The organism is Streptomyces wedmorensis (assembly GCF_000716445.1).
GTDB classification, from domain to species: domain Bacteria; phylum Actinomycetota; class Actinomycetes; order Streptomycetales; family Streptomycetaceae; genus Streptomyces; species Streptomyces wedmorensis.
In genome coordinates this window covers 67,249-81,156 of sequence record NZ_JNWK01000034.1, presented here as the reverse complement: position 1 = coordinate 81,156, position 13,908 = coordinate 67,249, and the positions used below count along the sequence as shown (strand labels likewise).

The window sequence follows — 13,908 nt, the reverse complement described above, 5'->3', positions numbered from 1 at the left end:
ACCGCCGAAGCCGAACGGCTCACCGCCGAAGCGGTCGAGCTCATGGAGACGACCGAACAGGAAGCCCAGCGCCTCCGCGCCGAGGCCGAACAGGTCAAGATCGACGGAGAGGCGCACGCCCAGGCGCTGCGGAACGCCGCCCTGGCCGACGGCGAGAAGGTCCTCGACGACGCCCGCAAGGCCGCCGACAAGCGCCGCGCCGACGCCGCCGAACAGGCCGACGCCCTCATCGGCGAGGCGACGAGCGAGGCCGATCGGATCACCCGCGAGGCGGGCGAGCTGTCCGACGCGGTCACGGCGGACGCGCGGGCCGAGGCGGAGCGGGTCGCGGCGGAGGCGGCCGAGCAGGCCATGCGGACCCTCGCCGAGGGCGAGCGGGCCAAGGCCGAGGCGGAGGCCGCGGGCGCCGCGGCGCTGGCCGCGGCGCAGCAGGAAGCCGAGCGGATCCGTACCGAGTCGGAGCGGGTCAGGGCGGACGCCGAGGCGGCGTCCGAGCAGATGCGCTCGGAGGCCCGCGAGGAGGCGGACCGGACCCTCGACGAGGCGCGGGAGGCCGGTGCCCGGAAGCGTTCGGACGCGGCCGAGCAGGCGGACCAGCTGATCGCCAAGGCCCAGGAGGAGGCGCTGCGCGCCACCACGGAGGCCGAGTCGCAGGCGGACACGATGGTCGGCGCGGCCCGCAAGGAGGCCGAGCGGATCGTCGCCGAGGCGACCGTCGAGGGCAACTCCCTGGTGGAGAAGGCCCGTACGGACGCGGACGAACTGCTCGTCGGGGCGCGCGGCGACGCGACGGCCATAAGGGAGCGGGCCGAGGAGCTGCGCGGCCGCGTCGAGGGCGAGATCGAGGAGCTGCACGAGCGGGCGCGGCGCGAGACGGCCGAGCAGATGCGGACGGCCGGCGAGCGGGTCGACAAGCTGGTGACGGCCGCGACGGAGCAGCGCGCCGAGGCGGACGAGAAGGCCAAGGAGCTCGTCTCCGAGGCGAGTTCGGAGGCCAGCAAGGTCCGGATCGCCGCGGTCCGCAAGGCCGAGGCGCTCCTCAAGGAGGCCGAGCAGAAGAAGGCCTCGCTCGTCGCGGAGGCCGAGGGCATCAAGGCGGAGGCGGAGCGGATCCGGGCGGAGGCCGAGGCCGAGGCCGAGGCGACGGTCGCGGAGGGTCAGCGCGAGCTGGAGGTGCTGGTGCGCCGGCGCAAGGACATCAATGCCGAGATCTCCCGTGTCCAGGACGTGCTGGAGGCGTTGGAGTCTTTCGAGACCCCGTCAGCGGGTTCGAAGGAGGGGGTCAAGGCGGGCGCTTCGTCGGGGATCACTCGTTCGAGTGGCAAGTCCCAGGACGGCTAGCCACTCAAAAGGCTGGACATTCTCCAGATCAAACGGGCATACGCTCGATGACACGCCGCTTCGGCCCCTAGGATTCCCTCTAACACCTCACCGGTCTCATTCGACAGGAAACCCATGAGCGACACATCCTCCCCCTTCGGCTTCGAGCTCGTGCGGCGCGGTTACGACCGCGGTCAGGTGGACGACCGCATTACCAAGCTCGTGTCCGACCGCGACAGCGCCCTGTCCCGAATCACCTCGCTCGAGAAGCGCATCGAGGAGCTCCACCTCGAGACGCAGAACGCCCAGGCGCAGGTCACCGACGCCGAGCCGTCGTACGCGGGACTCGGCGCCCGGGTCGAGAAGATCCTCCGGCTCGCCGAGGAGGAGGCGAAGGACCTGCGTGAGGAGGCCCGCCGCGCCGCCGAGCAGCACCGTGAGCTGGCCGAGTCCTCCGCCCAGCAGGTGCGCAACGACGCGGAGTCGTTCGCGGCCGACCGGAAGGCGAAGGCCGAGGACGAGGGCGTCCGGATCGTCGAGAAGGCGCAGGGCGAGGCCAACTCGCTGCGCGCCGAGGCGCAGAAGGACGCGCAGTCGAAGCGTGAGGAGGCGGACGCCCTCTTCGAGGAGACCCGCGCCAAGGCCGCCCAGGCCGCCGCCGACTTCGAGACCAACCTGGCGAAGCGCCGCGAGCAGTCGGAGCGGGACCTGGCCTCCCGTCAGGCGAAGGCGGAGAAGCGTCTCGCGGAGATCGAGCACCGCGCCGAGCAGCTGCGCCTGGAGGCCGAGAAGCTGCGGACGGACGCGGAGCGCCGGGCCCGTCAGACGGTGGAGACCGCGCAGCGCCAGGCCGAGGACATCGTGGCCGACGCGAACGCCAAGGCCGACCGGATCCGTTCGGAGTCGGAGCGCGAGCTCGCGGCCCTGACGAACCGCCGCGACTCGATCAACGCCCAGCTGACCAACGTCCGCGAGATGCTGGCGACGCTGACCGGTGCCGCGGTGGCGGCGGCGGGCTCCCCGATCGACGACGAGCGTGCGGCCGGCGTTCCGGCCCAGCAGTCGCGGTAACGAGTCGACAGCACATCCGAAACCCCCTGTCATTCCGGTGGCGGGGGGTTTTGCGCGCCCGTAGGTTGTACGCATGATCGAGCTTGAGGGCCTGACCAAGCGGTTCGGGACGAAGACGGCGGTCGACCATCTCTCCTTCCGGGTGCGACCGGGCGTGGTCACCGGGTTCCTGGGGCCCAACGGGGCGGGCAAGTCGACGACGATGCGGATGATGCTCGACCTGGACAACCCGACGAGCGGGACGGTCCGGATCGACGGCAAGCACTACCGGGACCTGGCCGAGCCACTGAAGTACATCGGTGCGCTCCTCGACGCCAAGGCGATGCACGGCGGCCGCTCCGCCTACAACAACCTGCTGTGCCTCGCGCAGTCCAACCGGATCCCCGAGGCGCGGGTGGGCGAGGTGCTCGACCTGGTGGGTCTGACGCCGGTCGCGAAGAAGAAGTCCAAGGGTTTCTCCCTCGGCATGGGCCAGCGGCTCGGCATCGCCTCGGCGCTGCTCGGCGATCCCGAGATCCTGATGTTCGACGAACCCGTCAATGGTCTGGACCCCGAGGGAATTCACTGGATCCGCAATCTGATGAAGGCGCTGGCCGCCGAAGGCCGGACGATCTTCGTTTCCAGTCACCTGATGAGTGAAATGGCACTGACGGCCGATCATCTCATCGTGATCGGGCAGGGAAAACTGCTGGCCGACACGTCGATGGCGGATTTCATCCAGCAGAATTCCAGGAGTTTCGTGCGGTTGCGTTCGCCGCAGCAGGAACGCCTGCGGGACGTCCTCCACGGCAACGGATTCATCGTGGTCGAGGCGGGCAACGGGACCCTCGAGGTGGACGGGGCGACGACCGAGAAGCTGGGCGAGCTGGCGGCGGAGAACGGCGTCGTCCTGCACGAGCTGAGCGCCCAGCGCGCCTCCCTCGAAGAGGCGTTCATGCAGATGACGGCCGGTGCGGTGGAGTACCACGCGCACGGCACCGACGTACACGGCGCGCAGGCGCCCGGCCCCCGGTGGGGCCCGCCCCCCGGGTCGGACTCCGACCCCCACGCCCCGACCTCCGAGGGAGCCTGAACGATGGCAGCGGCATCCGCGGTCCTCCAGTCCGAGTGGACCAAGATCCGGACGGTGTCGTCGACCGTCTGGACGCTGGCGAGCGCCCTCCTCGTCACCGTGGCGATGAGCGCGGCGCTGTGCGCCCTGTTCAAGTCGACCTTCGACGATCTCAGCGAAGTGGAGCAGGCCACCTTCGACCCGACGTTCGCCAGCTTCTCCGGGATGATCCTCGGCCAGCTGGCGATGGTGGTCTTCGGTGTCCTGGTGGTCGGCACCGAGTACTCCTCGGGCATGATCCGCACCTCGCTCGCGGCGGTCCCGCAGCGCGCCACCTTCCTCTTCTCGAAGATCGCGGTGGCCGGCGTGCTCGCTCTGGTCGTGGGCCTGGCGACCAGCTTCCTCTCCTTCTTCCTCGGGCAGGCGCTGCTCGGCGAGCACCGCACCACCCTCGGCGCGGACAACGTGCTGCGCGCGGTGGTCGGCGGTGGTCTCTACATGGGCCTGATCGCGATCTTCTCGATGGGCGTGGCGACGATGCTGCGCTCCTCGATGCTGTCGCTGGGCATCCTGGTGCCGTTCTTCTTCCTGATCTCGCAGATCCTCTCGGCGGTGCCGAAGGCGAAGGAGGTCGCCAAGTACTTCCCCGACCAGGCCGGCTCCAAGATCATGCAGGTGGTGCCGGACGCGATGGGGCAGGAGAAGGCCCCGTACGGGCCCTGGGGCGGACTCGGGATCATGCTGATCTGGGTGGCGGCCTCCCTGCTCGGCGGCTACCTGGTGCTGAAGAAGCGGGACGCCTGATCCCGTAGGGGACCGCCAGGGAATCTCCCCGAGGTTCCCCGGCGGTTCGATTCCGCGTCGCCGGAACCGTCAACGGCTGGATAAGCTCCTAGCTCATACGGGGGGCTCCGGCCGAAGGCCGCCACGCCCCGACATGGATGCGACCGACCTGTCGATGGGGCTGGAGAATGATCGAGGCAGTCGGCCTGACGAAGCGCTACGGCGCCAAGACGGCCGTGTACAACCTTTCCTTCCAGGTGAGGCCGGGTGTGGTCACCGGCTTCCTGGGACCCAACGGGTCGGGCAAGTCGACGACGATGCGCATGATCCTCGGGCTCGACCGGCCCACCGCCGGGCACGTGACGATCGGCGGCCACCCGTTCCGGCAGCTGCCGAACGCGCCCCGGCAGGTCGGCGCGCTGCTCGACGCCAAGGCCGTGCACGGCGGGCGGAGCGCGCGCAGTCACCTCCTCTCGCTCGCGCAGCTCGCCGGCATCCCGGCGCAGCGGGTCGACGAGGTCCTCGGCGTCGTCGGCCTCCAGGACGTGGCCAAGCGCCGCTCCAAGGGCTTCTCGCTCGGCATGGGCCAGCGCCTCGGCATCGCGGCGGCGCTCCTCGGCGACCCTCAGGTGCTGCTCTTCGACGAGCCGGTCAACGGCCTGGACCCGGAGGGCATCCTCTGGGTCCGGAACCTGATGAAGAAGCTGGCCTCCGAGGGCCGGACCGTGTTCGTCTCCAGCCACCTCATGAGCGAGATGGCGCTGACGGCGGACCACCTGATCGTGATCGGCCGGGGGCAGCTGCTCGCGGACATGAGCGTCACGGACTTCATCTCGGCGAACTCCGCCGACTTCGCCCGGGTGCGGACCCCGCAGACCGAGCCGGCGCAGCGGGAGAAGCTGACGGCGGTCCTGACGGAGGCCGGCGGCCAGGTGCTGTCCGAGCCGGACGGGGCGCTGCGGGTGACGGGCCTGCCCCTGCCGAGGATCAGCGACCTGGCGCACGACGCGGACGTACGGCTCTGGGAGCTCTCGCCGCACCAGGCGTCCCTGGAGGAGGCGTACATGCGGCTGACGCAGGGCGCCGTGGACTACCGCTCGACCGACGACCGGCTCGCGCACCTCCAGCCGGCGCCGCACCCCGGGCAGCCGGGTTACGGGATGCCGCCGCAGCAGGTGGTGCAGGACGTGCCGCAGCAGGGCTGGTACGCCCCGCCGCCGCCCGGACAGAACCCGTACGCCGGTGCCCCGCAGGCTCCCGCGCCGGGTCCTTACGCCCCGCCGCCGGCGGCTCCGCCGGCCGCGGCGGTCCCCCCGTCGACCACCCCGCAGCCGAGCGACACCACCAAGGACGCCCGATGACCGCCCCCGCACACCAGCCCACTCAGGCTCCGTACGCGTACGTCTCCCCCATCCCGGTCCGCCGGGCGCACCTCGGTGACGCGCTCGCCTCCGAGTGGACGAAGATCCGCTCGGTGCGGTCGACGATGTGGACGCTCGGCGTCATGATCCTGCTGATGCTGGCCCTCGGCCTGGGGGTGGCGGCGATCGCGGCGGCGTCCCAGCGCGCGATGTCCGAGGACGGCCAGGCCGCGATGGTCGAGGAGTCGGCCCTCGGGTTCGGCTTCTTCGGGATGCTGCCCGCGGCGATCTGCGTGATCACGCTCGGCGTGCTCACCATCGCCTCCGAGTACGGCACGGGCATGATCCGTACGACGCTGACGGCCTGCCCCAGCCGGGGCCGGGTCCTGGCGGCGAAGGCGATCGTCTTCTTCCTGCTGGTCTTCACGGTCACCACGGTGACCGCGGCGCTGGTGGCGGTGGCGCAGGTCGCCATCGTCGGCGACATCGCGGCGGAGCCGACGGCGAGCGAGTGGCTGCGGGCGACGGCCGGGGCGGGCGCCTACCTGGCCCTGCTCGGGCTGCTGTCGCTGGCGCTGGGGACGCTGATCCGGCACTCGGCCGGCGCGATCACGGTGATGATCGGCCTGCTGCTGCTGCCGCTGGTGGTGGGCCTCTTCATGCTGTCGGAGGCGCTCGAGTCGGTGCGGGAGTGGCTGTTCACCTACGCCATCCCGTCGCAGATGATCGCGCTGTACAGCGACCAGCCGCCGTTCGGCGACGGCCCCGCGGGCTGGGAGCCGCTGTTCATCCTGGCGGGCGTCACGGCGGTCGTCCTCGGCGGCGCCTTCGCCCTGCTGAACAGCCGGGACGTCTGAGCCCTCAGTACTTCGGCGCGTTACGGGACCGCTGCACCCTGCTGGTGCGGCGGTCCTTCGCGTTCCAGCAGGCCTTGTGCCAGTGGCGCCGGTCGTCCACTCCCCCGTACTCCGGCCACGCGACCACGTGCGGGGCGCCGGGCGGGATCTCCTGGTCGCAGCCGGGGCAGCGGTAGCGCTTGCCGGGAGAGCTCGCACCGGCGACGAGCCGGACGTACCACTCCTCGCCCTGCCAGGTCTCCGTACGCTGCACACCGCCGTACCGGTCGCCGTGATCGCCCTGCGGCTGCTCGGGCTTCTCGCCGCCTCGGGAGCGGTTGTGACGCGGGGACACGGGCACACCTCACGGGGTCTGGGAACACGGACCGTTCCCTCCAGCCTACGGGCCGCGACGCGGTGCCCCGGGCCCCGTCCGGGACGGCTTAGCGGAAAATCGCAAGAACTTCATGAACGGCCGTTGCCTTTGGCACGTGTCAGACGTTGTTGCCATTGCGAGGGGAGATACGCGTCGGCCGCAAGGAGGCAGAAGGCGATGCGCGTGGGTACGTTCGTTCTGGCCGCCCAGTTCCCGGGCCAGGGGCAAGGAGAGGCGCTGCACCGTGCGGTGCGCACCGCCGAGGTCGCCGAGGAGGCCGGGCTCGACTCCGTCTGGCTGGCCGAGCACCATTTCGTGCCGTACGGGGTGTGCCCCTCGGCCGTGACCCTGGCCGCGCTGCTCCTCGGCCGCACCCGGCGGCTGCGGGTCGGCACGGCGGTGAGCGTGCTGCCGAGCGTCCACCCGGTCGCCCTGGGCGAGCAGGCGGCGCTGCTGCACCTGACCTCGGGCGGCCGGTTCACACTCGGGGTGGGCCGTGGCGGCCCCTGGGTCGACCTGGAGGTGTTCGGCTCCGGCCTCGCCGCGTACGAGCAGGGCTTCCCCGAGTCGCTCGACCTGCTGCTGCGCTGGCTCACCGAGCCCACCGTGGGCGCCCAGGGGGAACGATTCGCTTTCCGTGACGTGCCGGTGGTGCCGCGTCCCGACGAGCTGATCGACGGGCCGGCCCGCCCGGAGGTGGTGGTGGCCTGCACCTCGCCGAAGAGCGTGCGGCTCGCCGCGGAGCGGGGGCTTCCGATGCTGCTCGGCATGCACTGCGGGGACGAGGACAAGGCGGAGATGGTCGCGGCCTGGGCGCGCTGCGCGCGGGAGGCCGGGCGGGACCCCGACGAGATCGCGCGGATCGGCGCCGGCCACGTCTCGGCGGGGGTGGCGCAGCTCGCGGACCGCGGGCCGGACGCCGCCGAGGCGCTCGTGAAGGCGATGCCGGGCTGGCTGAAGCAGGGGCTCGACGCCCATGTGACGGTGGACGGCCGACACCGGGCGATGCGGGACCCCGTGGCGTACACGGAACTGTTGTGCGGGATGCACCCGGTGGGCACGCCGCGGCTCGCGGCGGACCGGCTGGCGGCGACCTCGGAGCGTACGGGCATCACCCGCTTCGCCCTGCTCGCCGAAGGGTCGGGCGACCTCGCGGCCACCGAGGAGAACGTCCGCAGGCTCGGCGCGGAGGTCCTGCCCCTCCTGGTGTGAGCTCCGGCACGGAGATCCTGCCGCGTCCGGTCGCTCCCCCGTGTGAGCTCCGGCCCGAGGGCCCTCGCTCCCGGTGAGTTCCGGCCCGGGGGCCCTCGCTCCCGCGGTGTGGGTTCCGGCGCGGGGGTCCGCCGTGAGGTGCGCCACGGCCGGGACCGTGCCGCCGCTCCGGCGTCTCCGGGTGACGATGCGCGTCGGCGCGCATCGATCGCGACCTCCCGCGACGCGGAGCGGCAGCACCGTGCCTCAGCAGTCGCGGAGTTCGGGCGACTGGTTGAGAAGCTGCCCCCGTACGGATGTGAAGCGGGCGAGCCGCTCGTCCACCGCCGGGTCGAGCGGGAACACCGCCACCCGGTGGCAGTTCTGGAATGCGAGACGCACCCCGAAGTGCCGCTGGAGCGCGCCACGGATGGCGTCGCTGGCGAGCGCGCGCAGCAGCTGACCACGTGCCTGCTCATTCGGCGGCGGCGTCTGGTTGTCGGCGAACTCTCCGCCGTCGACCTTCAGCTGGGCCACCAGAGAACTGATCATCTCCCATGCGTAGGGCAGGGAGGTCCGGACGCAGTCGACGAAGTCGGCTTCGTCGACCTCGCCTCGCTCGGCCTGTTCCAACAGTGCCGGTGAGACGTCGAGCGACATGGGTTCTCCTCTCGCGACCCCGCGGGCGGGGTCTTGCGGGCAGGGACGAAGGCCTGCCCGCCCGACACGCAGCGTGCACGGACGACGACCTCCAGCTTCCACGGTAAGCGCGCAGGTCTGACCGCACCAGGAGATTGGGAACACAACCGGCTGATAACCGACGGGTGTTCGGCTCATGACCGCACTCCGGCGCATCCCCGGGGCCCTTCGGGGCGTACCCGGCGGATGCCCGAATCGCGCGGAAGAGCGCCCGTCTTGTAGCGTTGCCGACCATGCGTCTCGTCATTGCCCGTTGCTCCGTGGACTACGCGGGCCGGCTCACGGCCCACCTGCCCTCCGCCCCCCGTCTGATCCTGGTCAAGGCAGACGGCAGCGTCTCCATCCACGCGGACGACCGGGCGTACAAACCGCTCAACTGGATGTCCCCGCCGTGCACCCTCAAGGAGGGTGCGGACGGCGATGAAGGCGTCTGGACCGTGATCAACAAAGCGGGCGAGAAACTGATCATCACGATGGAGGAGATCCTCCACGATTCCTCACACGAACTGGGTGTCGACCCTGGCCTGATCAAGGACGGCGTGGAGGCGCACCTCCAGGAGCTGCTCGCCGACCGCATCGAGACCCTCGGTGAGGGCTACACCCTGATCCGCCGCGAGTACCCGACCGCGATCGGCCCGGTGGACATCCTCTGCCGCGACGCCGACGGCGGCACGGTCGCGGTGGAGATCAAGCGCCGCGGCGAGATCGACGGCGTCGAGCAGCTGACCCGCTACCTGGAGCTGCTCAACCGCGACCCGCACCTCGCGCCGGTCAAGGGCGTCTTCGCGGCGCAGGAGATCAAGCCGCAGGCGAAGGTCCTCGCCACGGACCGCGGCATCGGCTGCGTCGTCCTCGACTACGACGCCCTGCGCGGCATCGAGGACGACAAGCTGCGGCTGTTCTAAGGCCCTGATCCGCCGGACAGGCCCTGGCGGCGGTACGGAGCGGCGGTACGGAGTACGGGGACGGCCCCGGGTGCGATGGACGCGCCCGGGGCCGTTCGTCGTCTCCGTACGGCGTTACGGGGGTCAGGCGGGGGTGTCGGAGGTGGAGGGGTCGCTGCCGAGGGTGGACGAGGCGGTGTTGACGGGGGCCCCGCTGGTGGATGCCGAGGACGAGGGCGAGGTCGACGGCGAACTGGACGACGGCGAGGGCGACGACGAGGACGGCGACGGCGACGAATTGGACGGCCGGGGCGACGAGGACGACGCGTTGGGCGGCCGGGTCGGCGTGGGCCGTCCGGTCGGCGGTGTCGTGTTCGACGACGGGGGTCCGGTGGTCGCCGACGGACTGTCCGAGGGGGACGCGGAGTCGGAGGCGCCCGGGCTCGCCGAGCCCGACGCGGACGCGCTGCCGGAGGCGGAGGGGCTCGGGGAGCCGGAGGCCGTGGGGGTGCCCGTCTCGCCGGGCTCGCCGTCGGTCGGCGGCTCGTCGTCGCTGCCGGCGCCGTCGCCGCCGCCGTCGGGCGCGCTGCTGTCGGAGGTGACGCTGTTGGTGACCGGTTCGTCGCCGTTTCCGGAGGTGGCTCCGAGGGTGACGACGGTGCCGAGGACGGCGACGAGGAGCGCGCCCGCGCCGACCGCGACGAGGTTGCGGCGGGCGCCGGCGAGGATGCCGCCCTTGAGGCCGGGGCGGCCGCCGTCCTCGGCGGTGTCGGGGCGCGTGATGAGGGTCGGGCCCTCGTCGGCGAAGTCGGGGAACGCGGGCATCGGGGCCGCGGGCCGCCTGGCCGGTCCGCTCGGCAGTGGAGCCGTGGCGGCCGACGGGCCGAGGGCGGGCCGGGTGGCCGGGCCGCGCAGGGCCGGGGTCCCACGCGGCGGGGAGACGGGCTCCTCGGCGCGGGGCGCGGCCGGGGTGCCGTGCTCCCCGGAGAGGTCGGCGACGAGCGCGAGGGCCCGTCGGCCGGCGACGGTGCCGCGCTTGTCGGCGAGGACCCCGCGCATGCCGATGGAGGCCTCCAGCTCGGCGCGGGCCCGCTCCAGGTTGCCCGCGCAGATCGCGAGGACGCCGAGTTCGTGGTGGAAGTACGCCTCCTCCGCCACGTCGCCGGTCAGCCGGGCGGACTCCTGCCCGGCCCGCAGCGCGCGTTCCCAGGCGCCCCAGTGCAGCCCGGCGGCGAAGGCGGGGGCGGCGGCGCGGGCGAGGAGGACGGCGGTGGCACGGTGCTCGGCGTCGTCCGCGGTGGCGGAGCCGGAGACGAGGGCGGACAGGGCGGCGAGCAGCGCGTCGGACTCGGCGGCCGCCCGGTCGGGGGTGACGGAGGGGTGGGCGGTCCACCAGGCGTAGTGCTGGGCGACGGTGTGGGCGCGCTCGGCGGCACCGTGCTCGTACCCGTGGGCGACGAGCTGGGTGAGGACCCCGGAGGCGAGCCGGTAGCGGGGGCCGACCGGGGAGAGCAGGCCGCAGGCCACGAGTTCGCCGAGGGCGGCGTCGGCGTGGGTGTCCCCGACGAGGGCCGGCAGGTGGGCCTGGTGCGGGAGCTCGCCGCCGAGGGCGACGGCGAAGCGCAGGGTGGCCTGGGCGGAGCGGCTGAGGCGGGAGGCGAGCAGGGCGGCCGGTGCGGCGCCTTCGCCGAGGCTCGGCAGCGGTATCTCGCGCAGCTCGACGTCGGGGTCGTCGATGCCGTCGAAGGCGGCGGCGGCGACGGCCGCGGCCGCTTCGGGGTCGGTGGGTCCGAAGGCCTCTTCGAGGGCGCCGAAGGCGTCGAACTCCGCGGGGGTGACGCGCAGCCGGTCGCGCTGGCGGAGCAGGGCTCCGGCCTGGACGAACCGCAGCGGCAGGCCCTCGGACTCGAACCACAGGTCGCCGGCCCAGTTGGCCTCGTCGTCGGTGAGGGTGCGGCCGGCGGCGCTCTCCAGGAGCTTGAGGGCGCCGCCGCGGCCGAGGCCTTCGAGGCGGAGTTCCTCGATGGGGGTGTCGGCGGAGGGGGCGGGGGCGTCGGGCGCCGCGGCGAACAGGAAGGCGCACTCGGGTGCGGCGTCGAGCAGCTCGTCGAGGGCGGCGCCGCCGAACTCCAGGTCGTCGACGACGACCACGGCGCCGATGTCGCGCACCAGGCCGAGGAGGGCGGTCCGGTCGGGCCGCTGCTCCGGGGCGTGGCGGACGGCGGAGAAGAGCTCGTGGAGGAGCTCGGTGGGAGTGCGGTGGTGGCCGGAGAGCCGGACGACGCCGTCGGGGGCGAGGTCGGCGCAGTCGGCGGCGACCGCGTCGAGGAGGGCGGTGCGGCCGGATCCTGCGGGGCCGGTCAGCCGGGCGGAGCGGCCGCGGGTGATGATCCCGGCGAGCCGTTCGCGTTCCTCGCTCCGTTCGAGGAGGGGCAGTACGGGCGCGGCGGGCCCGGCCGGTACGGGCGGGGCGGCCGCGCGGGTGACCTCGGCGCGCTCCTCGGCGGTGCGGGGGCGGGGGGCCTCGGGTTCCCGTCCCGGGGGGCAGGGCTCGATCTCGCTGCCGTCGACGGGGTTGACGGTGAGGAGGAGTCCGCCGGTGACGAGCTGGACGACACGGGCGCGCGCGGGGGCGGGCGCGGGCACGCCGCGGCCCTGGCGGGCCTCGTCACCCTCGGTGTCGTGCCCGTACTCCTCCGACCCACGGTTGATCGGGTCCATGGTGCAAGCCCCCAAGAAGCGGTGTCCGGTGCCCGCCGGATGGGTCCGTCAATGTGCAGGCGACCGAACCCTAGACCGTGGTCAGGCGCTCGGGAACAGGCGGGGTGCCCCGGAGACCAAGACGTCACGGTCTTGTGAGGATTGAGCGTGACGCCTGGTTCACACAGCTGCTTCACAGACGGTGACGGGCACGGCGGGTCACACCCGGGGCAGGGACTCCAGGGCGAGGCCGCCCTCGATGGCGAGGATGCGGTGCAGCTTGGTGGCGACGAGCAGCCGCTGCATCTGGGGCGGCACGCCGCGCAGGACGAGCCGCCGGCCGCAGCGGCCCGCGCGTCGGTGGGCGCCCATGATGACGCCGAGCCCGGTCGCGTCCCAGGAGTCGAGGCCGGTCAGGTCGAGCACCAGGTCGCCGACGCCGTCGTCGACGGCCGAGTGCAGGACCGTACGGGCGTCCGCCGCGCTCCGGACGTCGAGGCGGCCCCCGACGACCAGCTCGACATGGTCGCCCCTGATGTGCATATGCGCTCCCCGAGAGTGCTCCGTCTTCGCAACAACTGACTGCCGCACCGGCAGATACGTTGCGCCTTGTCAGCGAACCGATACCGAAATTCACCCCACGGGGTGAGGCGGGATGGTGGGTACGGCTCAGTACTTGTAGAAGCCCTGCCCGCTCTTGCGGCCGATGTCACCCGCGTCCACCATCCGGCGCATCGCTTCGGGCACCGCGAACTTCTCGTCCTGGGACTCGGTGTAGATGTTGTTGGCCGCGTTCACCAGGATGTCGATGCCGGTGAGGTCGGCGGTGGCGAGCGGGCCCATGGCGTGGCCGAAGCCGAGCTTGCAGGCGATGTCGATGTCCTCGGCGGTGGCGACGCCGGACTCGTGGAGCTTGGCGGCCTCGACGACGAGGGCCGAGATGAGGCGGGTGGTGACGAAGCCGGCGACGTCGCGGTTGACGACGATGCAGGTCTTGCCGACGGACTCGGCGAACTCCCGGGCGGCGGCGAGGGTCTCGTCGCTCGTCTTGTAGCCGCGGACGAGCTCGACGAGCTGCATCATCGGGACCGGCGAGAAGAAGTGGACGCCGACGACGGCCTCGGGGCGCTCGGTCACCGCGGCGATCTTGGTGATCGGGATCGCGGAGGTGTTGGAGGCGAGGACCGCGCCGTCCTTGACGACCTTGTCGAGCGAGCGGAAGATCTCGTGCTTGACGTCGAGGTTCTCGAAGACGGCCTCGACGACGATGTCGGCGTCGGCGACGGCTTCGAGCTCGGTGGTGGCGGTGATCCGGCCGAGGGCGGCCTCGGCGTCGGCCGCGGCGAGCTTGCCCTTGGCGACGAACCGGTCGTACGACGCCTTGATGCCGTCGGTGCCGCGGGTCAGGGCGGCGTCGGTGACGTCACGCAGGACGACGTCCCAGCCCGCCTGTGCCGAGACCTGTGCGATGCCGGATCCCATGAGTCCGGCCCCGATGACGGCGAGCTTCCTGGCCACGATGTTCCACCCCTTAACGCCTGTTCACTTCTGACTCTCCGGCGGAGATTAGCGGTCGCGGGGCGCCATGTGACCGCTAAGTAATGCGCGTCACGCCCTCTTTGACGGACGTCACACT

General features: G+C 72.3%; 12 protein-coding genes and 1 pseudogene. 8 read left to right on the top strand and 5 right to left on the bottom strand.

Features of this window, described 5'->3' with window-relative positions; translation table 11 throughout:
- The 6 genes and pseudogenes from OO54_RS25200 to OO54_RS25175 form a co-directional block, all read left to right on the top strand.
- Positions 1 to 1,341 (top strand): annotated as a pseudogene (locus OO54_RS25200) (hypothetical protein); the annotation flags it as partial.
- A gap of 114 nt (positions 1,342 to 1,455) precedes the next feature.
- On the top strand, positions 1,456 to 2,391 hold the full coding sequence (locus OO54_RS25195) for a coiled-coil domain-containing protein (protein WP_017236114.1): 936 nt from the start codon (positions 1,456 to 1,458) through the stop codon (positions 2,389 to 2,391).
- A 73-nt stretch (positions 2,392 to 2,464) separates the two neighbouring features.
- Positions 2,465 to 3,463, top strand: coding sequence for an ABC transporter ATP-binding protein (locus OO54_RS25190; RefSeq protein WP_033206830.1), 999 nt, complete (start codon positions 2,465 to 2,467; stop codon positions 3,461 to 3,463).
- Between the two features lie 3 nt (positions 3,464 to 3,466).
- On the top strand, positions 3,467 to 4,246 hold the full coding sequence (locus OO54_RS25185) for an ABC transporter permease (RefSeq protein WP_033206829.1): 780 nt from the start codon (positions 3,467 to 3,469) through the stop codon (positions 4,244 to 4,246).
- A 167-nt stretch (positions 4,247 to 4,413) separates the two neighbouring features.
- Entirely contained in the window at positions 4,414 to 5,586 is a 1,173-nt protein-coding gene (locus OO54_RS25180) for an ABC transporter ATP-binding protein (protein WP_033206826.1), read from the top strand.
- Entirely contained in the window at positions 5,583 to 6,443 is an 861-nt protein-coding gene (locus tag OO54_RS25175; protein WP_033206824.1) for an ABC transporter permease, read from the top strand. Before OO54_RS25180 ends, OO54_RS25175 begins: the two co-directional genes overlap by 4 nt.
- Before the next feature lie 4 nt (positions 6,444 to 6,447).
- Here OO54_RS25175 and OO54_RS25170 read toward each other — a convergent pair whose 3' ends face one another.
- On the bottom strand, positions 6,448 to 6,777 hold the full coding sequence (locus OO54_RS25170) for a hypothetical protein (protein ID WP_033206821.1): 330 nt from the start codon (positions 6,775 to 6,777) through the stop codon (positions 6,448 to 6,450).
- A gap of 198 nt (positions 6,778 to 6,975) precedes the next feature.
- On the opposite strand from OO54_RS25170, the gene OO54_RS25165 reads away from it, so the two are divergent.
- Positions 6,976 to 8,010, top strand: a complete 1,035-nt coding sequence (locus tag OO54_RS25165; protein ID WP_033206819.1) for an LLM class flavin-dependent oxidoreductase — start codon at positions 6,976 to 6,978, stop codon at positions 8,008 to 8,010.
- A 246-nt stretch (positions 8,011 to 8,256) separates the two neighbouring features.
- On the opposite strand, the gene OO54_RS25160 is transcribed toward OO54_RS25165, so the two are convergent.
- Positions 8,257 to 8,649, bottom strand: a complete 393-nt coding sequence (locus tag OO54_RS25160; RefSeq protein WP_017236120.1) for an SCO5389 family protein — start codon at positions 8,647 to 8,649, stop codon at positions 8,257 to 8,259.
- 272 nt (positions 8,650 to 8,921) lie between these two features.
- Here OO54_RS25160 and nucS point away from each other — a divergent pair, with 272 nt between their 5' ends.
- Positions 8,922 to 9,593 carry an endonuclease NucS gene (gene nucS / locus OO54_RS25155; RefSeq protein WP_017236121.1) on the top strand — a complete coding sequence of 224 codons (672 nt, stop codon included), beginning with the start codon at positions 8,922 to 8,924 and terminating at the stop codon, positions 9,591 to 9,593.
- A gap of 123 nt (positions 9,594 to 9,716) precedes the next feature.
- On the opposite strand, the gene OO54_RS45935 is transcribed toward nucS, so the two are convergent.
- From OO54_RS45935 to OO54_RS25140, 3 genes are all read right to left on the bottom strand, one after another.
- The gene (locus OO54_RS45935) at positions 9,717 to 12,293 is read right to left on the bottom strand and encodes an ATPase AAA (protein ID WP_033206817.1); all 2,577 of its coding nucleotides are present in this window, start codon (positions 12,291 to 12,293) and stop codon (positions 9,717 to 9,719) included.
- A 198-nt stretch (positions 12,294 to 12,491) separates the two neighbouring features.
- Positions 12,492 to 12,815 (bottom strand): STAS domain-containing protein, encoded by a 324-nt coding sequence (locus OO54_RS25145; protein WP_015036221.1) that lies wholly within the window; start codon positions 12,813 to 12,815, stop codon positions 12,492 to 12,494.
- Between the two features lie 126 nt (positions 12,816 to 12,941).
- Entirely contained in the window at positions 12,942 to 13,790 is an 849-nt protein-coding gene (locus tag OO54_RS25140) for a 3-hydroxyacyl-CoA dehydrogenase family protein (RefSeq protein WP_017236123.1), read from the bottom strand.
- Between the last annotated feature and the right edge of the window lie 118 nt (positions 13,791 to 13,908).